Below are 23,901 nucleotides of genomic sequence, written 5' to 3'. Positions count from 1 at the left end.
CTTTTTGCTGTCAGGGCGAGGCTGTTCAGTCTCGCAACAAGGTGCAGCCGGTCGCAGCCTGGAGCTCTTCAAAGCTGACACCATCGGCCAGCTCAACGACGCGCATGCCTTGTTCGGTCACATCAAGCACCGCAAGGTCGGTGATGATGCGGTCGACAACGCCGACGCCTGTCAGCGGCAGGTCGCAGCTGGGCAGAATCTTGTGGGCGCCGCCTTTGGCGGTGTGCTCCATCAGCACCACCACACGCTTGACCCCGGCGACCAGATCCATGGCGCCGCCCATGCCCTTGACCATCTTGCCGGGAATCATCCAGTTGGCCAGATCACCTTTTTCAGAAACCTGCATCGCGCCCAGGATCGACAGGTTGATGTGGCCGCCGCGGATCATCGCAAAGCTTGCGGCGCTATCAAAAAAAGCGCTGCCGGGCAGGGTGGTAATGGTTTGTTTGCCTGCGTTGATCAGGTCGGGATCGACTTCGGCTTCGGTAGGGAAAGGGCCGATGCCCATCAGGCCGTTTTCGCTTTGCAGCCACACGTCCATGCCTTGCGGGATGTAGTTGGCAACCAGGGTTGGCAGGCCTATGCCAAGGTTTACGTAGAAGCCGTCGTTGAGCTCCTGTGCGGCGCGTTGCGCCATTTGTTCACGTGTCCAGGCCATGATTAAGCGCTCCGCAGTGTGCGTTGTTCGATGCGTTTCTCTGGAGATTTATTCAGCACCAGACGTTGCACGTAGATACCCGGCAGATGGATATGGTCTGCCTCAAGCTCGCCGGTTTCGACGATTTCCTCTACCTCGACAATGCAAACCTTGCCTGCGGCTGCGGCCAGTGGGTTGAAGTTACGCGCCGTCTTGCTGAACACCAAGTTTCCTGACTTGTCGGCTTTCCAGGCCTTGACCAGGGCGATATCAGCGGTCAGTGACCGCTCCATCACATACCATTCGCCATCAAACTCGCGGGTTTCCTTGCCTTCGGCAACCAACGTGCCGTAGCCCGTCTTGGTGTAGAACGCAGGGATGCCAGCGCCGCCTGCCCGCAGCTTTTCAGCCAGGGTGCCTTGCGGGGTGAATTCGAGCTCAAGCTCGCCGGCAAGGTACTGACGCTCGAACTCCTTGTTCTCGCCGACATAGGAAGAAATCATCTTGCTGATTTGCCGGCTTTCAAGCAGAAGCCCCAGGCCAAAGCCGTCGACCCCGGCGTTGTTGCTGATCACTGTCAGTTTGCGCTTGCCGGTCTCGCGCAGTGCTGCAATCAGCGCCTCGGGAATCCCGCACAAGCCAAAACCACCGACCGCCAGGGTCATGCCGTCTTCAACCAATCCGGCGAGAGCCTCTTGGGCGCTGGGGTAGATTTTATTCATTTGATTAACTCCTCGATGAGTGCCCGGCCAGGTCCATAAGTAGAGGTTAACCGGGCTGCGGCGGCTTGACCTGCAGCGACATTTACTAGCAATCCGCCGACTTTTGTTGCTGTTCTCTAGAAGGGCTTTATCAGCCGAAAAAATACAAGCAACCTGAGATGACAATGCCCGAGTAGACCAGCATCAGCAGGCAATAGCCCATGATGTCGCGAGCACCCAGCCCGGCGATGCCAAGCAACGGCAAGGCCCAGAAGGGTTGGATCATATTGGTCCAGGCGTCGCCCCAGGCAATGGCCATTGCGGTTACCGCCGGTGCAACCCCAAGTGCCTGGCCTGCAGGCAACATGATTGGGCCTTGGACCGCCCACTGGCCACCACCGGATGGTACGAAGACGTTGACCAAGCCAGCGCTGAGGAAGGCCAGCACCGGGAAGGTGTCAGCGTTCGACCAGGTGACAAATGCATCGGTGACCTGCTTGCCTAGTGAGATGCCATCGGCATTTGCACCAACCATCATGCCCATGATCCCGGCATAGAACGGAAACTGGATGACAATGCCACTGATGCCGCCAATGCCATCTTGTACCGCCCGCATATAGCGCTCAGGCGAGCCATGCAGGAACAGGCCAACAAAGAGGAACAGGCCGATAACGATATTGAGGCTGAGGGCAAGGCCGTTATTGATGAAGTAATAGGTGAAATAGATTACCGCGACCGCAACGATGATCAGGTTGAGGATACGGCTGTCATCCAGGCGCTGTGCTGGCGTTTCGCGTGGCAGTGCCGAGTCTTCGGCATCCACCAACAGGCTTGGGTCTGCAACCTTCGGCAGGGCGGGATGCATCGCTCGGTTGAGTAAAGGCAGGCCGATAACCAGCAGGGCAATAATGGTCAGGTTCATCGGCGTGAACAGGGTTTCGCCCACGCCAATGGCTGAGGTCACAACGCCGCCGGTCATCCGCGACAGATCGGCACCGCCGGTGGCCAGCGACAGCGGGATCGAGCCGGACAGGCCGCCGTGCCAGATCAGGAAGCCAGAATATGCGGAAGCCACCAGCAGTGGATAATCAACGCCCTTGACCTCACGCGCCAGTGCGCGGGCGAAAACCGCACCAATGACCAAGCCAAAACCCCAGTTGATCCAGGCGCCAGCCAAGGCCACCAAGGTCACCAGAACAATGGCTTGGCCAGGCGACTTCGCGACGCGAGCCAGGGCGCCAAGCAAACGGTGGATCAGGGGCGCGCTGGCCAGGGCATGGCCTGTGACCAGGATGAGGGCCATCTGCATGGCAAAGGTCAACAGGTTCCAGAAACCGCCGCCCCAGTGTTGGGCCATCTGTGGCAGGCTCTGGCCGGTGCTGAGCATACTGGCGACCAGCACGATCAGGCTCAGCAGAATGGCGAAGACAAAAGGTGAGGGCAGGTAGCGCTGGACAAGCTTTACGCTCAAGGCGGTAATTGATGAAAGCATGGTCGATCCTATGTTGTTGTTATGCCTGCAACCAAGATAGCGTTCTTTGTTGCAGCGGGTTTGACAGCGAGTGCTCAGTGTTACTGAATCAAACTGTTCAGGATATACGCAGAAGGTCTAAATCGGGCGTCCTGGCTTGGTTTGGTTAAATATTGCGAGGCGCTGGATTGGCTTGTACGGCTCTAGTCGTAATCAGATTTTGATTAACGTAATTTGTGTATAATTTTGCGTCAAGCCATAAAGCCATCATCATCTACCGAGCATTGAATGGAAAAGCCCCTGAGTCGTGAAGTCTCGAACAAGCAGAAGGTTCGTTCGGCCGAGGTTGGCACCGATATCCTCAAGGCTCTGGCAGAGCTGAGCCCATCGACCTCCCTGTCGAATCTGGCTGAGCATGTGCAGATGCCCGCAAGCAAGGTTCACCGCTACCTCCAGGCACTGATTGCCAGCGGTTTTGCCCAGCAGGATCAAGTGACCAATCATTACGCCCTTGGTCGTGAAGCGCTGATGGTGGGTTTGGCGGCGTTGGCCAGCATGGATGTACTCAAGGTTGCTGCAGTGCCCTTGGCCGAGTTGCGTGATGCACTCAATGAAAGCTGCTTTTTGGCTGTCTGGGCCAACAAAGGCGCAACCGTTGTCCAGTTGCAGCAGGCGAGCCGGGCTGTGACCCTGGTGACCAAGGTCGGCTCGGTCCTGCCGTTGTTGAGCTCGGCGACCGGCCTGACCTTTGCCGCCTACTTGCCGGAGGCCGAGACGAGGCAGCTGCGTGAACACGAGTTGCAGGCTGACTGCAATCATTCGCTGGCGGATAGCACTCGGTATCAGCAACATCTACAGCAAGTTCGTGAGCAGGGGCTGCATGCGGTGCATGGAATGCTGATGCCGGGCGTTGATGCGGTGTCGGCGCCGGTGTTCGATGCCTATGGACGCGTCGCTGCGGTACTGACCGTTGTCGGCTCGGCCAGGGTGTTTGATGCCGACGAGGCGGGCATGGCGGCTGAGCGTGTCAGGCAAACCGCAGAAGCCATCAGTTGGCGGATGGGTTACGTCAAACCTTAACCGCGTCATTTAGTCTGCGGCTGCCAGCAAGGCACTGGCCGCCCGGGAGCCATTGGTCTTGCCGAGCAGGTTGCAGATTCGCTGGCCTGCTGCCGCGAGCTTGTGCAGGTCGATCCCGGTCTCGATCCCCAACCCGTTGAGCAGATAGACCACGTCTTCCGTGGCAATATTGCCGGTGGCGCCCTTGGCATAGGGGCAGCCGCCCAGGCCTGCAACCGAGCTGTCAAACACGCTGATGCCCTCGAGCAGGCTTGCATAGATGTTGCTCAAGCCCTGGCCGTAGGTATCGTGGAAGTGTCCGGCTAACTTGTGTCGTGGAACTTGCCGAGCAACGGTGTCGAGCAAGTGGCGGGTTGCGCCAGCGGTGCCCTTGCCGATGGTGTCGCCAAGGGATATTTCATAGCAGCCCATATCAAGCAATGCCTTGCTGACCCAGGCGACCTGCTCGGGGGCGATTTCGCCTTCATAGGGGCAGCCGAGCACGCAGGATACATAGCCGCGCACACGAATGCCCTGTTGCTCGGCGGCCTGCATCACAGGTTCAAAGCGCTCCAGGCTGTCCTTGATTGAGCAATTGATATTCTTCCGTGAGAACGACTCGGATGCCGCAGCAAATACGGCGACTTCCTTAACCCCAGCCGCAAGCGCGCTCTCGAAGCCACGCAGGTTCGGTGTCAGGGCCGCATAGGTTACGCCTGCGCGCTGCTGGATTTGGGCGAACACCTCTTCACTGCCAGCCATTTGCGGCACCCATTTGGCCGAGACAAAACTCCCGACTTCAATGTAGCCAAGGCCCGCATCGGTCAGGTCATCGACCAGCCGGACTTTGTCGCCAACGCTGATGGGTTGCTTCTCATTCTGCAAGCCATCGCGCGGGCCAACTTCAACCAGTCGAACATAGTGCGGCAGGGTCATGCTCTAGCTCCAATGCGATTAAACTATTATGAAAAATCAAAAGGTTATGATCATAAGTTAACCTTAAATATAAGATTAGGCGCCCGCACTTTCCCCTGCATCCAAAGCAATTTCTACCAACACAGTGCCTTCGCTGACCATTTCACCTTCGGTGCAAAACAAGGCATTGACTGTGCCTGCATGGGGCGCGCGAATGCTGTGCTCCATCTTCATCGCTTCGAGCACCACCAGCGCGGCACCGGCTTCAACCCGAGCACCCGGTTCGGCCAGTATGCGCACAATGCTGCCGTTCATTGGCGCGGCCAGGCCGCCTTGGTGGTCGTGGCTATGTTGCGCAACTGCGATGGGGTCCAACTTGTCCACCTTGTGCAGTTCGCCTTCCCATTCGATGAACAGGCTGTCACCACGGCGGACAAGCAGGTGCGCGGTGCGTACCCCGTTACGTTCAACGCGCAGCTGATCGCCGCACAACCTCAGCTGCGAAGGCGCGCTATTGCGCAGTTGTACCTGCTGTTGTTGATCGCCAGAGACAAGGTGCAGATCCACCTCGCCGGGCAACCCTGCGCGCCAACCCCTGAGCTGGGCCCAGGGTGAGTGCGGATCTTCTGCGGCCAGGCGTGGTGTTTGGCTTTGCACAAAGCCTTCGGCAGCAACTTGCCAGAACTCATCGGGCAGGGTGCCTGGTTCTGGCAGGAGCACATCCTGGTAGCGCGGAATAAACCCGGTATCCAGTTCGGCGGCGGCGAATGCCGGATGACCGAGTACGCGCTTCAAGAAGGCCAGGTTGGTGCGAACGCCGGCAACATGGGTGTCATTGAGCATGGCCAGCATACGCAGGCGGGCTTCTTCGCGGTTAGCGCCCCAGGCAATCAGCTTGCCGAGCATGGGGTCGTAAAACGGCGAGACTTCATCACCCTCTGCAACACCCGAATCAATGCGCCGACCCTCGCCAGCGCTGGCTTCACGGTAGATGTGGAGCTTGCCGGTAGAAGGTAGAAAGTCATTTGCAGGGTCTTCGGCATAAAGACGCACTTCAATCGCATGGCCATTAAGCGGGACTTGGTCCTGCGACATTGGCAAGGGCTCGCCACGGGCTGTACGGATCTGCCAGGCCACCAGGTCAAGCCCGGTGATTGCTTCAGTGACAGGGTGTTCGACCTGTAGCCGGGTATTCATCTCCATAAAGAAGAATTCACCGCGGGCATCGAGCAGGAACTCAACGGTGCCTGCACCTACATAGCCAATAGCTTGCGCGGCTTTGACTGCAGCTTCGCCCATGGCCTGGCGTAGCGCGGGCGACAGGCCTGGGGCGGGCGCCTCTTCGACGACTTTTTGGTGGCGGCGTTGTATCGAGCAGTCGCGCTCATTGAGATACAGGCAATTGCCATGTTGGTCGGCGAATACCTGTATTTCGACATGACGCGGCTTGAGCACATATTTCTCGATCAGCATGCGCGAGTCGCCAAAGGATGATTGCGCCTCACGTTGCGCCGATGCCAGCGCATCAGCCATTTCCGAGGCGTGCTCAACCACCTTCATGCCTTTACCGCCGCCGCCAGCCGTGGCCTTGAGCAGCACCGGGTAGCCGATGACTTCGGCGGTATTGAGGAAGGTTTCGACATCCTGTGCGGCGCCGTGATAGCCAGGCACCAAGGGCACTCCAGCCTGTTCCATCAACGCTTTGGCAGCAGATTTACTGCCCATTGCATCAATTGCCGAGGCGGGCGGGCCGAGGAATATCAACCCGGCCTTGTCGATAGCGCGAGCAAAGTCGGCGTTTTCCGAAAGAAAACCATAACCCGGATGGATGGCTTGGGCACCGCTGGCCTTGGCCGCCTCGATGATCGCGTCTATACACAAATAGCTGTCGCCAGGTTTGGCGCCACCCAAGTCCACCGCCACATCGGCTTCGCGTACGTGGCGCGCATCGCGGTCAATGGAGCTGTGTACCGCTACCGTTCGCAAACCCAGTTGCCGGGCGGTTTGCATCACCCGGCAGGCAATTTCGCCACGGTTGGCGACCAGAATGGTGTCGATGGTATTTAGCTTCTGGCTCATGCTTGAGGCTCCTGCCAGGCGGGTGTGCGTTTTTCGAGAAAGGCATTGAGGCCTTCTTGACCCTCGGCGCTGACGCGAATCCGCGCAATGGCGTTCTCGGTGTAGCGGCGCAGGGCTGGGGTTAATACACCGCTGCCGACTTCTTTAAGCAAATCCTTGGTGGCGCGCATGGCTTGCGGGCTGTTGAGCAGCAAATTGGCGCTCCAGGCATCGACTTGTGCCTCCAGCTCGCTGGCGGGGTAGCATTCGGCGAACAGGCCCAGTTGCTGCGCCTGTTTACCGCTGAAGCGTTCCCCCGTCAGGGCAAAGCGGCGTGCCGCGCGTTCGCCTATGGCTTGCACCACAAAGGGACTGATCACCGCTGGTGCAAGACCAATGCGTACTTCGCTGAGGCTGAGCAAGGCATCCTCGGCACCGATAGCCATGTCGCAGCAACTGATCAGGCCCAGGGGGCCGCCAAATGCCGCACCTTGGACCACTGCCAGCGTCGGGATTTTCAACTGATAGAGATTGTGCATCAGCTCTGCCAGCTCGCGGGCGTCGCTCAGGTTGGCGTTGTAGTCGAGTTGGGCGCTGGCCTGCATCCAGGCCAGGTCGGCGCCTGCGCTGAAATGCTTGCCACGGCCACGAACGATCAGGAAACGCAGGGATTTATCGGCTTGGATATCATCCAGTGCCAGAATCAGCTCGCGGATCATTTGCGCGTTGAAGGCATTGTTCTTGTCCGGCCGATCCAGCCAAAGCGTAGCAGCGCCATTGGCGGCTTTTGTCAGTTCGAGTGTGGTGAAGTCAGTCATGCCATTAACTCTTTTGATATTCGGGGCAGGGCGTTTGCGCGAGTGGGGCGCTGTTACATGCGAAATACGCCAAACGTGCTTGGCTCAATGGCGGCGTTGAGGCTGGCTGAAAGCGCCAGGCTGAGTACTTCACGGGTTTGCGCCGGGTCGATAACGCCGTCGTCCCATAGCCGCGCGCTAGAGTAGTACGGGTGCCCCTGGGCTTCGTATTGGTCAAGAATCGGTTGTTTGAGCTGTTGTTCCTGCTCGGCGCTGAATGCCTCGCCTGCGCGCTGGGCTTGCTCGCGCTTGACCTGCACCAATACGCCAGCGGCCTGTTCGGCGCCCATCACGCCGATGCGGGCATTGGGCCACATCCAGAGAAAGCGCGGATCATAGGCCCGGCCACACATGCCATAGTCCCCCCCACCGAAGCTGCCACCGATAATGACCGTGAACTTGGGTACCTTGGCGCAGGCCACCGCATTGACCAGCTTGGCGCCATGCTTGGCTATGCCGCCGGCTTCGTATTTCTGCCCGACCATGAAGCCGGTGATGTTCTGCAGGAATACCAAGGGGATTTTGCGCTGGCAGGCCAGTTCGATAAAATTGGCGCCTTTTTGGGCCGATTCGGCAAACAAGATCCCGTTATTGGCGAGGATCGCCACCGGATAGCCATTGATATGCGCAAAACCGCAGACCAGCGTGCTGCCAAACAGAGCCTTGTATTCATCGAATACCGAGCCATCGACCAGCCGTGAGATCACTTCACGGACATCGAAAGGCTGTTTGGCATCAACCGGAATCACGCCATACAGCTCCTGGCTGTCGTACAGCGGCTGAATGGGTTCGCGGGTATTGATCTGCCCGAGCTTGCGCCAGTTTAGGTTGGCGATGCTGCGCCGACACAAGGCGAGGGCGTGGGCATCGTCTTCGGCATAGTGATCAGCAACGCCGGATGTTTTGCAGTGTACATCAGCGCCGCCTAGGTCTTCGGCGCTGACGACTTCACCCGTTGCCGCTTTGACCAGTGGCGGACCGGCGAGGAAGATCGTGGCCTGGTTGCGTACCATGATCGCTTCGTCGGCCATGGCTGGCACATAGGCGCCCCCGGCGGTGCACGAGCCCATCACCACGGCGACCTGGGGAATGCCCATGGCGCTCATGTTGGCCTGATTGAAGAAGATCCGGCCGAAGTGTTCGCGGTCTGGGAATACTTCATCCTGGCGAGGCAGGTTGGCACCCCCCGAATCAACCAGATAGATGCACGGCAAGCGGTTCTGTTGGGCGATGGTTTGCGCCCGCAGATGCTTTTTCACGGTCAGTGGATAATAGCTGCCGCCTTTTACCGTGGCGTCGTTGGCAACAATCATGCACTCGACGCCCTCGACCCGACCTATGCCCGCCACTATGCCGGCGGCAGGCACGCTTTCGCCATAGACTTCATGGGCGGCCAACTGGCTGAGCTCAAGGAAGGGCGAGCCAAGGTCGAGCAATTGATTGATCCGTTCGCGAGGCAGCAGCTTGCCACGGGAGCTGTGGCGCTCCTGGGCCTTGGCTCCACCGCCCTGGTGAATCTGTGCGAGCAGCGTATGCAGGGCGTCGACTTGTGCAGCCATAGCCTTGCTATTGGCGGCAAAATCCGCTGAACGGGTGTTGATCTGGGTGTGTAGTACAGCCATCAGGCGAACTCCATGAAAAGGGGCGGCGAGACACCGGCGCCCAGCCAAGGCAAAGGCTTACTTGGTCTCGTTGAACAGTTCGCGGCCAATGAGCATGCGCCGGATTTCACTGGTGCCGGCACCAATTTCATATAGCTTGGCATCGCGCAGCAGGCGCCCGGTCGGAAACTCGTTGATGTAGCCGTTACCACCGAGAATCTGAATGGCATCCAGGGCCATTTGCGTTGCGCGCTCGGCGCTGTAGAGGATCACCCCGGCAGCGTCCTTGCGTGTGGTTTCGCCGCGATCGCAAGCCTGGGCAACCGCATACAGATAGGCGCGGCTGGCATTGAGCTGGGTGTACATGTCTGCCACCTTGCCCTGAATCAGCTGGAATTCACCGATGCTCTGGCCGAATTGCTTGCGGTCATGAATGTAGGGCACCACCACATCCATGCAGGCCTGCATGATGCCAATCGGGCCGCCTGCAAGCACCACGCGCTCGTAGTCGAGGCCGCTCATCAGCACCTTGACCCCACCGTTTTCTACACCCAGGATGTTTTCGATAGGCACTTCGACATCATCAAAGAACAGCTCGCAGGTGTTGGAGCCGCGCATGCCGAGCTTGTCGAACTTGCTGCCACGGCTGAAGCCTTTCCAGTCGCGCTCGACGATAAAGGCGGTGATGCCGTGCGGGCCTTTTTCCAGGTCGGTCTTGGCGTAGATCACATAGGTGTTGGCATCTGGGCCATTGGTGATCCAGGTCTTGCTGCCGTTGAGCAGGTAATGATCGCCACGCTTGTCGGCGCGAAGCTTCATCGACACCACGTCCGAGCCCGCATTGGGTTCACTCATGGCCAGTGCGCCGACGTGCTCACCAGAGATCAGCTTGGGCAGATACTTGGCTTTTTGTTCGGCTGTGCCATTGCGGTTGATCTGGTTGACACAGAGGTTGGAGTGGGCGCCATAGGACAGGCCAACCGAAGCGGAACCACGGCTGATCTCTTCAATCGCGATGACATGTGCCAAGTAGCCAAGGCCCGCGCCACCGTATTCTTCGCTGACGGTTACACCGAGCAAACCCATGTCGCCGAACTTTTTCCACATATCGGCAGGGAACAGGTTTTCGCTGTCGATAGTCGCCGCGCGTGGTGCCAATTCAGCCGCAACAAAGGCTCGGGTTTGGTCGCGCAGCATATCGATGGTTTCGCCAAACGCGAAGTTCAGTGATGGGTAGCTCATGGTTTCACCTGTAATTATTTTCTTTAGATTTAAATGCTAAAAAATTGTTTTTATTCGATTTCAGCTAGTGCATTCAGGCAGCGTTCTTCTGCTGTATCGAGTTCGAGCTGCATCTGTTGAATGTCCAATAGCTGCTGTTGAAGCTGAATGCGTCGTTCCGAAATCTTCTGCATAAAGCTCTCAAGCTGTTTGCGATTGCCTTGGACGGGATCGTAAAGCTCGATCAGTTCTTTGCACTCAGCCAGCGAAAAGCCGATGCGCTTGCCGCGCAGGATCAGCTTGAGGGTGACTTTGTCTTTAGCGCTGTAGATGCGTTCCTGGCCACGGCGTTCGGGGCTGAGCATTGACTGCTCTTCATAGAAGCGAATGGCGCGTGTGGTGATATCCAACTCGCGGGCCAGTTCGGAAATGGAATAGGTAGGCATTGCCGGTTGCTCGTATTAACCTTTACGTAAACGTAAAGCTGCCTTGCAGGGCTGTCAAGCTGTTGCGCTACAAATAACCGGTCTACATTCTGTCGTAATCTGGTGTACGACTTTCGCCGCAAGGTGCGAAATACTAAGTTCGCTGAGAATGTGCGCGACCAATACGATCTAACAAGGGATCCATGCAGTCAGACAAGGGCACCATTTCCATAAGGCTGGTAACCGAGGCGGTTCTGGAGTTGCAGGGCAGAGGCCAGGACTCCGGCCCCTTGCTCACAAGAGCGGGTATTGCTCCGGCATTATTGGCAAAACCCTATGCCCGGGTTACCTGCGAGCAATATGCGCGGCTGTGGCTAGACCTGGCGCGGCAAATGGATGACGAGTTCTTTGGCCTCAATGCCCGGCGCATGAAGGTCGGCAGCTTTGCATTTATGGCGCGTACCGCAAGCAAGGAAACCAGCCTGGAGCCCGCTCTGCACGGTGCCTTGCGCTTTTTAGGGCTCATATTTGAAGACTTTTCCCCGCGCTTGCTGCGCGCCGGCGGCATGGCGGAGATTGCGATTGATCAGTCGCCCAATTCCCAGGCCACGCGGCCTCGGGCATTCGCGGACTTCACCCTGTGGATGATGGTCCATGGCCTGGCGTGTTGGCTGGTTGGGCGACGTATCCCAATCATTGCCATCGATGTGCAGCGCCCTCAGCCTGACTACCTGGAAGACTATCGGGTGATGTTCAGTGACAACCTGCGGTTCGGTCGTCCGTACTCAAGGCTGCTGTTCAATGCGCAATGGCTTGATCTGCCGATCAGGCGCAGTGCCGATGAGCTCAAGCAGTTTCTGCAAGCCGCGCCGCAAGGCATTCTGGTCAGGTACCGCGACCCGCAAAGCCATGCGGCCCGCATCAAGGCTTACCTGCGCGGCATAAAGCCCGAGCGCTGGCCGGACATCGAAGCCATCTCCGCGCATTTTTTCATGGCGCCCTCGACATTGCGGCGCAAGCTGTCGCAGGAGGGGCAGTTCTACCAAAGTTTCAAGGATCATGTGCGTCGCGACCTGGCGCTTAACCGCCTGAACCAGGGTGAAGTCAACTTCAATGAGTTGGCGTTCGAGTTGGGCTTCGCTGATGCCAGTGCGTTCTACAAGGCGTTCAAGAAATGGACAGGTTCAACCCCGGGCCAGTACCAGGCCATGATGCAGCCGCAAGGCGGTGTCACTGTCAAAACTGCTCAGACAGGTTGACCCCTTAAGACATTGCCCGGACCGCGTCCGGGCGCGACTATCGGTTACCACTCCTCAAAAAAAAATAGCTCGGAGTTGACTGATGCGTGACTACTTTGCTGCTGCCCGTGAGTTCGATTTTGCCCACGCCATGAGCGCCACCCTGGCGGGGTCGCTGGATGGGATCAACGCCTGCATCGAGTGTTGCGACCGACATGCGCTGCCTGGGCGGGTGGCCTTGTTTTACGAAGGTGCCGACGGCTCCAGCGCCACATATACGTTCGCCGAACTCAAGCAACAGTCTGCACGCTTTGCCAATTTCCTGCGCAGCCAGGGCGTGATGCCGGGTGATTGTGTATCCGGCATGCTCGGGCGCAAGGTTGAGCTGCTTATCACCATCCTGGGGACTTGGCGTGCGGGCGCGGTTTACCAGCCGCTGTTCACGGCCTTTGGTCCCAAGGCGATTGAGCATCGGGTCAATACCGCAGGCTCAAAAGTCATAGTCACGGACGCCAGCAATCGAGCAAAGCTTGATGATGTCGCCAATGATGCGCTGCGCGTTACGGTATCCGGTCCCAAGGGGCAGGGTATCGAGCGGGGTGACTTTAGCTTCTGGGCTGAGCTTGAGCGCCATGACGATCAGTTCACCCCAGTGATGCGCAGCGCCGAAGACCCCTTTCTGATGATGTTCACCTCGGGCACCACTGGCGCTGCCAAGCCGGTTCCTGTGCCGTTGAAGGCGATTCTGGCGTTTGTCAGCTATATGCGCGATGCGGTGGATTTGCGCCCCGAAGATGCGTTCTGGAATGTCGCGGACCCCGGTTGGGCCTATGGCTTGTACTACGCCGTGACCGGGCCATTGGCCCTGGGTCATCCCACGACCTTTTACGAAGGTGCGTTCAGCGTCGAAAGCACCTGCAGGGTTATCCGCAAGTACGGCATCACCAATCTGGCGGGTTCGCCAACGGCTTATCGATTACTGCTGGCTGCCAAAAAGCAGGTCGAGCCCTTGCTGAAAGGCCGCTTGCGGGCCGTGAGCAGCGCCGGGGAACCGCTCACGCCAGAGGTTATCCGCTGGTTTGCTGATGGGCTGGATACCACCATTCATGACCATTACGGCCAGACCGAGCTGGGCATGGTCTTGTGCAACCATCATGCCTATGTGCATCCGGTACGCATTGGTGCGGCTGGCTATGCGGTGCCGGGGCATCGTGTAGTGGTGGTTGATGGCGCCTGTAATGAGCTTGGTGTCGGCCAGCCCGGCAACCTGGCGCTGGATATGAGTCAGTCGCCGCTGTTCTGGTTTCCCGGGTATCAAGGCATGCCCACCAACTCCTTCAGCGGTCGCTATTACCTGAGCGGCGACACGGTTGAGCTTAACGATGACGGCAGCATCAGCTTTGTCGGTCGCGCCGATGATGTGATCACGACTTCGGGCTATCGCATCGGGCCGTTTGACGTTGAAAGTGCCTTGATCGAGCACGAGGCTGTTATTGAGGCCGCCGTAATTGGCAAGCCTGACCCCGAGCGCACCGAGCTGGTAAAGGCCTTTGTCGTATTGCAGCCACAGTTTGCGGCCTCTGAAGCCCTTGCCGAAGCGTTGCAGCAGCATGTGCGCAAGCGGCTTTCGGCACATGCTTATCCGCGGGAAATCGAGTTTGTCGATGAGTTGCCAAAGACCCCAAGCGGCAAGATCCAGCGCTTTTTACTACGCAACCAGGAAGTCGCCAAGCAGAGCCAGCTTGGTGCGACGGCCTGAACGTGCAGCGACTAAACAGGATTAATCAATATGCAGGTTGAACAACGTGTCTTTTTAATCACCGGCGGCAGTTCCGGGCTGGGCCTGGCGACAGCGCGCAAACTGGTCGATGCGGGCGCCAAGGTGGTGCTGGCAGATATCAATGCCGAAGCAGGCCAGCAACGTTCGACCGAACTGGGCGATAACGCCTTGTTCGTTGCGGTCGATATTACCCAGGAAGATGCCGCTCGAATGGCTATTGACCGGGCTGTTGAGCACTTCGGCGGCCTGCACGGCCTGGTCAACTGTGCAGGTATTGCACCTGCGGAAAAGTTGCTGGGCCGCAATGGCGTGCATGGGCTGGAGAGTTTTCGCAAGGTGATTGATATCAACCTGATCGGCTCCTTCAACATGTTGCGCCTGGCGGCCGAGGCGATTGCACGCAATGAACCACAGGTCGATGGCGAGCGCGGGGTGATGATCAACACGGCCTCGGTTGCTGCATTTGACGGGCAAATAGGTCAGGCCGCCTATGCGGCCTCCAAGAGCGCAGTGGTTGGCTTGACCCTGCCATTGGCCCGTGAGCTGGCGCGCTCAGGCATACGGGTCATGTGCATTGCGCCGGGCATCTTTGAAACACCGATGATGGCTGGCATGCCCCAGGAGGTGCGTGAGAGCCTGGCGGCCAATGTGCCGTTTCCGCCGCGCCTGGGTAAACCCGAAGAGTACGCCTCATTGGTATTGCACATCGTCCAGAACAGCATGCTTAACGGTGAGACCATCCGCTTGGATGGCGCCTTGCGCATGTCTGCCAAATAGTCCCCCGAACAACAGGAGTCCGCAGATGAACACCAATAGCGATCCAGTCGTCATTGTCAGTGCCGCACGCACGCCAATGGGCGGTTTTATGGGGGATTTGGGCAGCATCAGTTGCGCAGAGCTTGGCGCCACCGCCATTCGCGCGGCGGTAAAGCGCGCAGGCTTAGCCAATGATGGCGTTGATGAAGTGATCATGGGCTGCGTACTCCAGGCGGGCCAGGGCCAGGCCCCGGCGCGGCAGGCAGCATTGGGTGCCGGGCTTGATGAGGGTACCGTCTGTTCGACATTGAACAAGATGTGTGGCTCAGGCATGAAGTCGGTGATGCTTGCCCATGATTCACTGTTGGCTGGCAGCGCCGAGGTGCTGGTAGCTGGCGGCATGGAAAGCATGTCCAGCGCACCGTATTTACTGGACAAGGCCCGGGCCGGCTACCGCATGGGCCACGGCCGTGTGCTTGATCATATGTTCCTTGACGGCCTGGAAGATGCCTATGAAAAAGGCCGTCTAATGGGCACGTTCGCCGAAGATTGTGCACAAAGCTATGGTTTTAGCCGTGAGCAGCAAGATGAGTATGCAATCAGTTCCCTAAAGCGTGCGCAAGCTGCGATGGAGCAGGGGCATTTCGAGGCGGAGATTGCGGCGGTTGAAGTCAAAACCAAACGCGAAACGCTTAGCGTGACCTGCGATGAACAGCCGCCAAAGGCCAGGTTGGAAAAAATCCCGAGCTTGAAACCTGCCTTTCGTGACGGCGGCACGGTAACGGCGGCTAACGCCAGTTCCATTTCGGATGGCGCGGCAGCCTTGGTGCTGATGCGCCGTTCACAGGCTGAAAAGCGCGGGCTGAAACCGCTGGCAATCGTTGTCGGGCATAGCTCCCATGCCCAGGCTCCGGGGTTATTTGCCACGGCACCGGTTGGGGCCATCAGGGCCTTGATGAAGCGCACGGGCTGGACCCTGGATCAGGTTGACCTGTTCGAGATCAATGAAGCCTTCGCCGTAGTGCCAATGGCGGCCATGCGTGACCTGGCAATTTCCCATGACAAGGTCAATGTGCATGGCGGCGCTTGCGCCCTGGGCCACCCGATTGGTGCATCCGGTGCGCGGGTCATCGTGACCTTGCTCCATGCCCTGCAACAACGCGGGCTGACGCGCGGAGTGGCTTCGGTGTGCATCGGTGGTGGCGAGGCCACTGCCGTCGCTGTCGAGTTGGTGAGCAAGGGAGCCAATTGATGATTCCATCAGACGAAGAGTTGCAGATCCGCGACGTTGCCCGCCAGTTTGCCCAGGAGCGTCTTAAGCCCTTTGCGGCACAATGGGATCGCGAGCATCGTTTTCCGGCAGAAGCATTGCGTGAGATGGCCGAACTGGGGTTTCTCGGCATGTTGGTGCCGGAGCAATGGGGTGGCGCCGATACCGGCCAGGTTGCCTATGCCATGGCGCTGGAGGAAATCGCCGCTGGTGATGGCGCCTGCTCAACCATCATGAGCGTGCACAACTCCGTGGGATGCATGCCGATCCTGAAATACGGCAGCGAGCAGCAAAAGCGCGATTACCTGCTGCCCTTGGCGCAAGGCACGATGATTGGTGCATTTGCCCTGACTGAACCGCAAGCAGGCTCCGACGCAAGCTTTTTGCGCACCAGGGCGCAACGTGATGGCGACCATTACCTGCTCAATGGCAGCAAGCAATTCATCACCTCTGGCAGCCATGCCGGTGTGGTGATCGTCTTTGCCGTGACCGATGCAAGCCTCGGCAAGCGTGGTATTTCTGCGTTTATCGTGCCGACCGACACGCCTGGGTTTAGCGTCAGCCGGGTTGAAGAAAAGCTTGGCCAGCACGCTTCGGACACCTGCCAGCTGCAATTCGACGACATGCGCATCCCGGCCAGCCTGCGCCTTGGCGAGGAGGGCGAGGGCTACAAGATCGCCCTGAGCAACCTGGAGGGCGGGCGCATTGGTATCGCCTCCCAGGCAGTCGGCATGGCCCGCGCCGCATTTGAGGCCGCGCGGGAATATGCCCATGAGCGCGAGACCTTCGGCAAGCCAATTATCGAGCATCAGGCCGTGGCTTTCCGCTTGGCGGACATGGCCACAGAGATCGCAGTCGCCCGGCAGATGGTCTTGCATGCAGCCACCTTGCGCCAGGCAGGCCTGCCTTGCCTGACGGAAGCCTCTATGGCCAAGCTGTTTGCCTCGGAAATGGCCGAGCGTGTCTGCTCGGCGGCGATTCAGACCCTTGGTGGCTACGGCTACCTGAAAGACTTTCCGGTGGAGCGGATCTACCGCGATGTGCGGGTGTGTCAGATATACGAAGGCACCAGCGATATTCAGCGCATGGTCATTGCTCGCGGTTTTTGACTGGCTGCAGGCAGAGGTCTGAAAGCTCTATACAACTCCTAATAAGAAAGGTATCCAATGACAGCCCCGAGTTATACCCAGGGACCCCGTGAAAAAGCATTGTTGGCCATGACCATTGGCGAGGCATTCGATAGCAGCGCGACTCGCTTTGCCGAGCGCGATGCCTTGATCGTGGTGCATCAGCAACTGCGTTACAGTTGGAGGCAGTTGGCGGCGGAGGTCAACCGGGCGGCGCGGGCCTTTATGGCGTTGGGTATCGAGGCCGGCGACAGGCTGGGCATCTGGGCACCCAATTGCGCGCAGTGGTGCATCAGCCAATTTGCCAGCGCCAAGGTCGGTGCGGTGCTGGTCAATATCAATCCGGCTTATCGCTGCTCCGAGTTGGAATACGCGCTCAAGCAATCGGGTTGCAAGTGGCTGGTCTGTGCCGATGCGTTCAAGACATCCGATTACCACGCCATGCTGGCCGAGCTGCTGCCGGAGTTGGCGAGCAGCAGCCCGGGCCAGTTGGCAAGCAGTCGTTTGCCGGAATTGCGCGGTGTGATCAGCCTGGCGGATCAGGCACCAGCCGGCTTTCTGCACTGGCGTGAACTGGCCGAGCTTGCCGAAACTGTGAACGCTGAGCAGTTGGCTGCACGCCAAGCCACGCTGCACTGCGAGCAGGCCATTAACATCCAGTACACCTCGGGCACCACAGGCGCACCCAAAGGTGCGACCTTGAGCCATTTCAATATCCTCAATAATGGTTATATGGTCGGTGAAAGCCTGGGCTTGAGCGAGCATGACCGAATGGTGATACCGGTGCCGCTGTATCACTGTTTTGGCATGGTCATGGGCAATCTCGGCTGTGTGACGCACGGCTCGACCATGATTTATCCCTGTGCCGGCTTCGAGCCTGAGGCAAGCCTGCAAGCGGTGGCCCAAGAGCGCGCCACGGTGTTGTACGGCGTGCCAACCATGTTTATCGCCGAACTGGATCATCCACGTCTCAAGGCATTTGACCTAAGCTCGCTGCGCACTGGAATCATGGCCGGGGCAACCTGTCCGATCGAGGTAATGCGCCGGGTAATCAAGGAATTGCACATGAGTGAGGTGCAGATTGCCTATGGCATGACCGAAACCAGCCCGGTGTCGCTGCAAACCGCTGCGGATGATGCGCTTGAGGTTCGGGTTACCAGCGTGGGGCGCACGCAGCCACAGCTCGAAAGTAAAATCATCGACGAGCAGGGCGCTATTGTTTCGCGTGGGCAGACTGGCGAGCTCTGTACCCGGGGCTACAGCGTGATGCTTGGCTACTGGAACAACCCGCAGGCCAGTGCCGAGGCGATCGACACCGAAGGCTGGATGCACACCGGCGACCTGGCGGTGATGGACGAGCAGGGCTATGTACGCATCGTCGGGCGCAGCAAGGACATGATCATTCGCGGAGGCGAGAATATCTATCCGCGGGAGATCGAGGAGTTTCTGTTCACCCATGCTGCCATTGCCGATGTGCAGGTGATAGGTGTGCCCGATAGCAAATACGGTGAAGAGATCGCGGTCTGGATCAAGCTGCATCCAGGCAGTGGTTGTGATGAAAACCAGTTGCGCGAGTACTGCAAAGCCAATATTGCCTATTTCAAGGTGCCACGTTACTACCGCTTCGTGGATGAGTTTCCGATGACGGTAACCGGCAAGATTCAGAAGTTCCGGATGCGCGAGCAGACCATTGCCGAGCTGGGTTTGTAGACTAAAGGCGTAGGACAGGATCAGCGGCGCTTGGGTATGCAGGCAAGCGCCGTGTTGACAGCTTGAGTCTATTCTAGAATTCACATTAACTTTTTTATATTCATTAAAAACAATTAGTTAAGCTATATATCTAATCCTATTTAATAAGTTGATGCTGGTGGCTTTCAGGCGGCTGACGCGCCTTTATCAGCCATGTTCCGTTGATTATTCTCCATAAGCCCATCTGCCCCGGATTAATATTTTTACTTGCCTGATAAATTTGGTAGCGCTAACATCTGCGCAAACAAAATAGCGCTGCAGCGACAGCGTGCCGGAGACATGAATGAAAACCAGCCTTCCTGCCCAGGGCGCTGAGCCAGCTATGCAAGCACTCGTGGTCATGGGTGTCAGCGGTTCAGGTAAAAGTGATATCAGCCGTGCAGTCGCCAGTGCACTCGGTTTGCAACATATCGAAGCCGACCTGTTCCACCCCGATGAAAATGTTCAGCGCATGAGTGCTGGTATTGCGCTGAGTGATGAAAATCGCAAAGTGTGGCTCGATGCCCTGATTGCCGAAATGCAGGCTGTTCAAGCCTCAGGCAACGGCTTTGTCCTGGCCTGCTCGGCACTGAAAAACAGCTACCGTGAGCAGTTGCGCGCGGCGATCGACGACCTGCACTTTGCTCACCTGGAGATCGACCACGCCACTGCGTTGGAGCGCGTGGGGGCTCGTCCGGGGCACTTCATGCCGACCTCGCTGGTCGACAGCCAGTTTGCCACCCTTGAATCCCCGGCAAACGAAAGCGGGGTATTGACGGTCGATGCCAGTCAAAGCCGTGAAGCCGTGGTGGCAGCCATCGTCAGTTGGGCCCAACACAATGAGCAGCGCTTGCTGGCTGAATCGGTTGATCATAGCGCTGAATTTGATAGCGCTAACAATGCCGAGTCCGCACAAAGCGTAAACGAACAGCACGAGGGGGCTCGCTTGACCGGTGAGCCTATCTATACCGGCGGTGTTGCGCTGATGTTCGACAAAATAACCGACATGATGATGGCGGCGCTCATGGCGTTCATGGTCATAGTGGTATTCAGCAACGTGGTGCTGCGCTATGCATTTGGCACCGGCTGGGCCGGCGCCGAAGAGTTGTCACGGTTGGCCTTTGTCTGGCTGGTGTTCGTCGGCGTGGCATCAAGCATGCGTCGTGGCGAACTGATGAGTTTTACCCTGATTCGTGATCGCTTCCCGCACCTGATGCGCCAACTCATAGATTCACTGAGTTGGCTGCTGGTTGCGGCGGCCAGGGCGGTTTCAGTCAAGGGCGCTTGGGGACAGATGCAATACGGCTGGAGCAATACCAGCCCGGTGGTGGGTTATCCGCTGGCGATCGCCATGCTGCCGGTGCTGGCAAGCATGGCTGTGCTGGTGCTGCTGGCGATGGTGCAACTGGTCAATGTCTGGCGTAGAGACCAGTCGCTGGCCAATGCAACAGCCAATGTCACCATTGATTAACCGCCATATCCACCCATAAGAACAACGGGCAACGCCCACCGAGGACACGCACATGACGGTTGCCGTTTTCCTTTCTTCACTGCTTGGTTTCATGGCATTTGGCATGCCGATCGCATTTGCCCTGATGCTCACCGGCGCAGTGCTGATGTGGTACCTGGACTTCTGGGACGTACAATTACTTGCACAAAACCTGTTGGCGGGCGCTGATAGTTTTCCGCTGCTGGCCGTTCCGTTCTTCATACTCGCGGGCGAGTTGATGAATGCCGGCGGCATTTCGCGGCGGATTATCACCATGGCCCAAGCTTTTGTCGGCCATAAGCGCGGCGGCCTGGGTTTTGTGGCCATTGCTGCAGCCGTGTTGCTGGCCAGCATGTCCGGTTCAGCCCTGGCCGATACCGCCGCACTGGCCACCTTGCTACTGCCGATGATGCGCCAACGTGGCTACCCGCTGCATTCCTCGGCAGGCTTGGTGGCTGCCGGCGGGATCATCGCGCCTATCATCCCGCCTTCAATGCCATTCGTGATCTACGGCGTGGTGACCAACACCTCGATCAGCCAACTGTTTATGGCGGGCCTGGTGCCTGGCTTGATCATGGGCGCCGGTTTGATTTTCGCCTGGACGTTGATTGCCCGTGGTTTCACTGAGCCATCGCCACCTAAAGCCAGTAAGGCGGTGCGCCGTGCAGCATTGATCGACGGTGCCTCGGCCCTGATGTTGCCGGTGATTATTGTTGGCGGCCTGCGTTTCGGCATCTTTACTCCAACCGAAGCGGCCGTTGTCGCTGCGACCTATGCCTTGGCGGTCTCGACCCTGCTTTATCGCGAACTCGATTGGAAAACACTGATCGAGGCCATGACCCGTGCCAGCCGCACAACGGCCTCGGTTATGTTCCTATGCGCCGCTGCAACTGTGTCTGCCTACATGGTGACGCTGGCTCAGCTACCGGACGAGATTGCCTCGATGCTTGGCCCGCTGGCCGACCATCCGCGCCTGCTGGTGGCTGCGATCATGCTGTTGATGATCGCCATCGGCATGGTGCTTGACCTGACGCCGACCATCTTGATCCTGGCACCGGTGCTGGCGCCAATTGCCGCCAAGGCCGGGGTCAACCCTGTGTATTTCGGGGTGATGTTCGTGTTGATCGGTTCAATTGGCCTGATTACGCCACCAGTTGGCACTGTACTCAACGTGGTGGGTGGTATCGGCAAGTTGCGCATGGAAATACTGGTGCGTGGTGTCATGCCGTTTTTCCTGATTTACCTGGCAATAGTGCTGCTGCTGATCGCGTTCCCGGCGATTGTCACGGTACCCCTGGCCTGGCTGCGCTGACCTTGGCAGCTTTGCCCATCGTGCGCCTGGCAACGGGCGCATAAAACACTGGCTTCAATGCTGTTGGCCCGACTCATTCAACAACAAAAAAGGTGCAAACCATGAGACGTACACTGATCGCCGGCTTGACTGCCGCAGTTCTGCTTAGCCCACTGGCAACCTTTGCCGCCCACGCTGACGACATCCGTCCGCGCATGATCCGTTTTGGCTACGGCCTCAACGAAGACAGCAACCAGGGGCGTGCAGCCAAGCTGCTTGCCGAAGAGGTGGCCAAGGCTTCTGGCGGCAAGCTGAAAGTACGTACCTTTGGCGCCGCCAGCCTCGGCCCGGATAACCAGATGCAAAATGCGCTGATCGGTGGCGCCCAGGAAATGATGGTTGGCTCGACTGCCACCTTGGTCGGCATCAGCAAGGAAATGGCCGTTTGGGATACGCCGTTCCTGTTCAGCAGCGCCGAGCAGGCTGACAAGGTGCTTGATGGTCCGGTTGGCCGCGAAATCATGGACAAGCTCGAAGACAAAGGCCTGGTAGGCCTGGTCTATTGGGAAAACGGCTTCCGCAACATGACCAACAACGTGCGTCCAATCAATAAAATGGAAGATTTCGACGGTATCAAGCTGCGTGTGATGCCAAACCCGGTGTTCCTCGAAACCTTCAAGTTGATGGGCGCAAACGCCGTGCCGCTGCCGTTCTCGGAGCTGTTTACCGCGCTGGAGACCAAGGCCGTGGACGGTCAGGAAAACCCGTTCAACACTATCCTGTCTTCGAAGTTCTTTGAGGTGCAGAAGTACCTGACCATCACCAATCACGTGTACAGCCCATGGATTGTCACCGCATCCAAGCGCTGGTGGGATGGGCTGTCCAAGACCGAGCAAGACATCATCATGCAGGCCGCTGTCAAAGCCCGTGACTTTGAGCGCAAGGACACACGTGAGGAAGCAGCCAAGGCCTTGGCCCAGTTGAAAGAGAACGGCATGCAAATCAATGAAATCAGCCCTGCAGAGATCGAGCGCATGCGTGAAAAGGCGCAGCCGGCAATCCAGCAAGTGACCGATACCGTTGGCCAGCAACTGTTCGACCAGGTTCAGGCCGAGGTCAAGAAAGCAGCCCAGTAAACATTCGATGCCACCGTTGCATGCTGAATTATCAACCATGCAGCGGTGGGGGTTGATGTCTTGCTAATATTGCTGGCCGTTTGAACTGCTTCCCCGAATAAGAGCCAAGTTTATGAGTCAGCGTCGTCGCCGCACAGCGGAGCGCGTCACTTTAAATGATGTAGCCAAGGCTGCAGGTTGTTCATTGATGTCTGCATCTCGGGCCCTGTCGCAGCCTGAGCGGGTTTCCGATGCCTTGCGTGAACAGGTTATGCAAGCCGTGAAAACACTTGGCTATGTGCCGCATTCAGCGGCGCGGGCGCTGGCCAGTTCACGCTCGAACCTGGTCGCGGCAATTCTTCCGTCATTGTCCAACTCGGTATTTGTCGATACCGCCGAAGCCATTCAGCGGGTCCTGATGCCCGCAGGTTTCGAGATGATGATTGGGGTCAGCCACTACAGCGAAGCTGAAGACGAACGGCTGTTACGTTCGTTTCTGGCACATCAGCCCGCCGGACTGCTCTTGACCGGCTTTGAGCGCAGTGGCATTGCCCGTGAAGTGCTTGCCAACTACCACGGCCCCATAGTGACAATGATGGAGCTGAGCCAGTCGGCGGATGATTACTGTGTTGGTTTCTCGCAGTTTGAAGCCGGTGCGGCCATGACCCGGGCATTGATTGAACGCGGTTACAAGCATATCGCCTTTGCCGCCGCGCAACTCGACCCACGGACCTTGCAGCGTGCCGAAGGTTATCGCCAGGCCATGCGCGAGGCGGGGCGCTACAACCCGGCGCTGGAAATGCTGACACCTGCCGCCTCGTCGATTGGGCTGGGTGCAGAGTTGCTCGACCGCTTGCTTGAGCAGCATCCGCAAACCGATGCCGTGTTCTTCAACAATGACGACTTGGCATTTGGCGCCTTGTTCCGAGCGCGGCAGTTGGAACTTGCCGTGCCGCAACGCCTGGCCATTGCCGGGTTCAATGACCTGCCTGCCGCCGCCTGGGTACATCCTGCGTTGACAACCGTACGCACGACCCGCGGCAAGGTTGGCGAATTGGCTGCCGACATGCTCCTGAGCCTGATGCGCGGCGAGAAACCCAAGGAGCCACGGGTGGATGTGGGGTTTGAAATCGTGATGCGCGACAGCGCCTGAAACGCCAGG

20 protein-coding genes are annotated in these 23,901 nt (G+C 58.2%); 11 read left to right on the top strand and 9 right to left on the bottom strand.

The window, feature by feature from the left end:
• Positions 1-25 precede the first annotated feature (25 nt).
• From PSES9_RS0120205 to PSES9_RS0120195, 3 genes are all read right to left on the bottom strand, one after another.
• Positions 26-658 carry a CoA transferase subunit B gene (locus PSES9_RS0120205; protein WP_010490041.1) on the bottom strand — a complete coding sequence of 211 codons (633 nt, stop codon included), beginning with the start codon at positions 656-658 and terminating at the stop codon, positions 26-28.
• 2 nt (positions 659-660) lie between these two features.
• The gene (locus PSES9_RS0120200; RefSeq protein WP_010490039.1) at positions 661-1,359 is read right to left on the bottom strand and encodes a CoA transferase subunit A; all 699 of its coding nucleotides are present in this window, start codon (positions 1,357-1,359) and stop codon (positions 661-663) included.
• Positions 1,360-1,489: 130 nt separating this feature from the next.
• Positions 1,490-2,830, bottom strand: a complete 1,341-nt coding sequence (locus PSES9_RS0120195) for a short-chain fatty acid transporter (protein WP_010490038.1) — start codon at positions 2,828-2,830, stop codon at positions 1,490-1,492.
• A 267-nt stretch (positions 2,831-3,097) separates the two neighbouring features.
• Here PSES9_RS0120195 and PSES9_RS0120190 point away from each other — a divergent pair, with 267 nt between their 5' ends.
• Positions 3,098-3,889 (top strand): IclR family transcriptional regulator, encoded by a 792-nt coding sequence (locus tag PSES9_RS0120190; protein ID WP_010490036.1) that lies wholly within the window; start codon positions 3,098-3,100, stop codon positions 3,887-3,889.
• 9 nt (positions 3,890-3,898) lie between these two features.
• Here PSES9_RS0120190 and PSES9_RS0120185 read toward each other — a convergent pair whose 3' ends face one another.
• The 6 genes from PSES9_RS0120185 to PSES9_RS0120160 form a co-directional block, all read right to left on the bottom strand.
• A complete protein-coding gene (locus PSES9_RS0120185) occupies positions 3,899-4,804 on the bottom strand; it encodes a hydroxymethylglutaryl-CoA lyase (protein WP_010490033.1) in 906 nt (301 codons plus the stop codon).
• 75 nt (positions 4,805-4,879) lie between these two features.
• The gene (locus tag PSES9_RS0120180; protein WP_010490032.1) at positions 4,880-6,862 is read right to left on the bottom strand and encodes an acetyl/propionyl/methylcrotonyl-CoA carboxylase subunit alpha; all 1,983 of its coding nucleotides are present in this window, start codon (positions 6,860-6,862) and stop codon (positions 4,880-4,882) included.
• Positions 6,859-7,659, bottom strand: a complete 801-nt coding sequence (locus PSES9_RS0120175) for a gamma-carboxygeranoyl-CoA hydratase (protein WP_010490030.1) — start codon at positions 7,657-7,659, stop codon at positions 6,859-6,861. The genes PSES9_RS0120180 and PSES9_RS0120175 overlap by 4 nt, the downstream gene beginning before the upstream one ends.
• A gap of 53 nt (positions 7,660-7,712) precedes the next feature.
• The gene (locus PSES9_RS0120170) at positions 7,713-9,320 is read right to left on the bottom strand and encodes a carboxyl transferase domain-containing protein (protein ID WP_010490027.1); all 1,608 of its coding nucleotides are present in this window, start codon (positions 9,318-9,320) and stop codon (positions 7,713-7,715) included.
• A 57-nt stretch (positions 9,321-9,377) separates the two neighbouring features.
• On the bottom strand, positions 9,378-10,541 hold the full coding sequence (locus PSES9_RS0120165; protein WP_010490026.1) for an isovaleryl-CoA dehydrogenase: 1,164 nt from the start codon (positions 10,539-10,541) through the stop codon (positions 9,378-9,380).
• Positions 10,542-10,591: 50 nt separating this feature from the next.
• Positions 10,592-10,966 (bottom strand): MerR family transcriptional regulator, encoded by a 375-nt coding sequence (locus PSES9_RS0120160; RefSeq protein WP_010490023.1) that lies wholly within the window; start codon positions 10,964-10,966, stop codon positions 10,592-10,594.
• A 182-nt stretch (positions 10,967-11,148) separates the two neighbouring features.
• Here PSES9_RS0120160 and PSES9_RS0120155 point away from each other — a divergent pair, with 182 nt between their 5' ends.
• The 10 genes from PSES9_RS0120155 (at position 11,149) to PSES9_RS0120110 (ending at position 23,892) form a co-directional block, all read left to right on the top strand.
• Positions 11,149-12,204 (top strand): AraC family transcriptional regulator, encoded by a 1,056-nt coding sequence (locus PSES9_RS0120155; RefSeq protein ID WP_010490021.1) that lies wholly within the window; start codon positions 11,149-11,151, stop codon positions 12,202-12,204.
• An 82-nt stretch (positions 12,205-12,286) separates the two neighbouring features.
• Positions 12,287-13,942 (top strand): acyl-CoA synthetase, encoded by a 1,656-nt coding sequence (locus tag PSES9_RS0120150; protein WP_010490020.1) that lies wholly within the window; start codon positions 12,287-12,289, stop codon positions 13,940-13,942.
• 30 nt (positions 13,943-13,972) lie between these two features.
• On the top strand, positions 13,973-14,740 hold the full coding sequence (locus PSES9_RS0120145; protein WP_010490018.1) for a 3-hydroxyacyl-CoA dehydrogenase: 768 nt from the start codon (positions 13,973-13,975) through the stop codon (positions 14,738-14,740).
• Positions 14,741-14,765: 25 nt separating this feature from the next.
• Complete coding sequence (locus tag PSES9_RS0120140; RefSeq protein ID WP_010490016.1) at positions 14,766-15,971, top strand: acetyl-CoA C-acyltransferase; 1,206 nt, start codon at positions 14,766-14,768, stop codon at positions 15,969-15,971.
• Positions 15,971-17,098, top strand: a complete 1,128-nt coding sequence (locus tag PSES9_RS0120135) for an acyl-CoA dehydrogenase family protein (protein WP_010490014.1) — start codon at positions 15,971-15,973, stop codon at positions 17,096-17,098. Before PSES9_RS0120140 ends, PSES9_RS0120135 begins: the two co-directional genes overlap by 1 nt.
• A gap of 57 nt (positions 17,099-17,155) precedes the next feature.
• Positions 17,156-18,826, top strand: a complete 1,671-nt coding sequence (locus PSES9_RS0120130) for an AMP-binding protein (protein WP_010490011.1) — start codon at positions 17,156-17,158, stop codon at positions 18,824-18,826.
• 322 nt (positions 18,827-19,148) lie between these two features.
• A complete protein-coding gene (locus PSES9_RS0120125; RefSeq protein ID WP_010490010.1) occupies positions 19,149-20,315 on the top strand; it encodes a gluconokinase, GntK/IdnK-type in 1,167 nt (388 codons plus the stop codon).
• A gap of 52 nt (positions 20,316-20,367) precedes the next feature.
• On the top strand, positions 20,368-21,645 hold the full coding sequence (locus tag PSES9_RS0120120) for a TRAP transporter large permease (protein WP_010490008.1): 1,278 nt from the start codon (positions 20,368-20,370) through the stop codon (positions 21,643-21,645).
• Between the two features lie 101 nt (positions 21,646-21,746).
• Complete coding sequence (locus tag PSES9_RS0120115; protein ID WP_010490006.1) at positions 21,747-22,760, top strand: TRAP transporter substrate-binding protein; 1,014 nt, start codon at positions 21,747-21,749, stop codon at positions 22,758-22,760.
• Positions 22,761-22,872: 112 nt separating this feature from the next.
• On the top strand, positions 22,873-23,892 hold the full coding sequence (locus PSES9_RS0120110) for a LacI family DNA-binding transcriptional regulator (RefSeq protein WP_010490004.1): 1,020 nt from the start codon (positions 22,873-22,875) through the stop codon (positions 23,890-23,892).
• Positions 23,893-23,901 lie beyond the last annotated feature (9 nt).

Origin of the sequence: Pseudomonas sp. S9 (assembly GCF_000222125.1) — a bacterium.
In the GTDB taxonomy this organism is placed as follows: Bacteria; Pseudomonadota; Gammaproteobacteria; order Pseudomonadales; family Pseudomonadaceae; genus Aquipseudomonas; species Aquipseudomonas segetis.
The sequence above is the reverse complement of the archived record's forward strand: the minus strand, read 5'-3'. Positions and strand labels throughout refer to the sequence as shown.

What these genes read in the sequence shown, in the direction of transcription:
- PSES9_RS0120200 (WP_010490039.1), bottom strand. Translation starts at nt 1,359, where the DNA reads ATGAATAAAATCTACCCCAGCGCCCAAGAGGCTCTCGCCGGATTGGTT.
- PSES9_RS0120150 (WP_010490020.1), top strand. Translation starts at nt 12,287, where the DNA reads ATGCGTGACTACTTTGCTGCTGCCCGTGAGTTCGATTTTGCCCACGCC.
- PSES9_RS0120175 (WP_010490030.1), bottom strand. Translation starts at nt 7,659, where the DNA reads ATGACTGACTTCACCACACTCGAACTGACAAAAGCCGCCAATGGCGCT.
- PSES9_RS0120145 (WP_010490018.1), top strand. Translation starts at nt 13,973, where the DNA reads ATGCAGGTTGAACAACGTGTCTTTTTAATCACCGGCGGCAGTTCCGGG.
- PSES9_RS0120120 (WP_010490008.1), top strand. Translation starts at nt 20,368, where the DNA reads ATGACGGTTGCCGTTTTCCTTTCTTCACTGCTTGGTTTCATGGCATTT.
- PSES9_RS0120135 (WP_010490014.1), top strand. Translation starts at nt 15,971, where the DNA reads ATGATTCCATCAGACGAAGAGTTGCAGATCCGCGACGTTGCCCGCCAG.
- PSES9_RS0120140 (WP_010490016.1), top strand. Translation starts at nt 14,766, where the DNA reads ATGAACACCAATAGCGATCCAGTCGTCATTGTCAGTGCCGCACGCACG.
- PSES9_RS0120170 (WP_010490027.1), bottom strand. Translation starts at nt 9,320, where the DNA reads ATGGCTGTACTACACACCCAGATCAACACCCGTTCAGCGGATTTTGCC.
- PSES9_RS0120185 (WP_010490033.1), bottom strand. Translation starts at nt 4,804, where the DNA reads ATGACCCTGCCGCACTATGTTCGACTGGTTGAAGTTGGCCCGCGCGAT.
- PSES9_RS0120155 (WP_010490021.1), top strand. Translation starts at nt 11,149, where the DNA reads ATGCAGTCAGACAAGGGCACCATTTCCATAAGGCTGGTAACCGAGGCG.
- PSES9_RS0120110 (WP_010490004.1), top strand. Translation starts at nt 22,873, where the DNA reads ATGAGTCAGCGTCGTCGCCGCACAGCGGAGCGCGTCACTTTAAATGAT.
- PSES9_RS0120125 (WP_010490010.1), top strand. Translation starts at nt 19,149, where the DNA reads ATGAAAACCAGCCTTCCTGCCCAGGGCGCTGAGCCAGCTATGCAAGCA.
- PSES9_RS0120190 (WP_010490036.1), top strand. Translation starts at nt 3,098, where the DNA reads ATGGAAAAGCCCCTGAGTCGTGAAGTCTCGAACAAGCAGAAGGTTCGT.
- PSES9_RS0120195 (WP_010490038.1), bottom strand. Translation starts at nt 2,830, where the DNA reads ATGCTTTCATCAATTACCGCCTTGAGCGTAAAGCTTGTCCAGCGCTAC.
- PSES9_RS0120130 (WP_010490011.1), top strand. Translation starts at nt 17,156, where the DNA reads ATGACAGCCCCGAGTTATACCCAGGGACCCCGTGAAAAAGCATTGTTG.
- PSES9_RS0120180 (WP_010490032.1), bottom strand. Translation starts at nt 6,862, where the DNA reads ATGAGCCAGAAGCTAAATACCATCGACACCATTCTGGTCGCCAACCGT.
- PSES9_RS0120115 (WP_010490006.1), top strand. Translation starts at nt 21,747, where the DNA reads ATGAGACGTACACTGATCGCCGGCTTGACTGCCGCAGTTCTGCTTAGC.
- PSES9_RS0120160 (WP_010490023.1), bottom strand. Translation starts at nt 10,966, where the DNA reads ATGCCTACCTATTCCATTTCCGAACTGGCCCGCGAGTTGGATATCACC.
- PSES9_RS0120165 (WP_010490026.1), bottom strand. Translation starts at nt 10,541, where the DNA reads ATGAGCTACCCATCACTGAACTTCGCGTTTGGCGAAACCATCGATATG.
- PSES9_RS0120205 (WP_010490041.1), bottom strand. Translation starts at nt 658, where the DNA reads ATGGCCTGGACACGTGAACAAATGGCGCAACGCGCCGCACAGGAGCTC.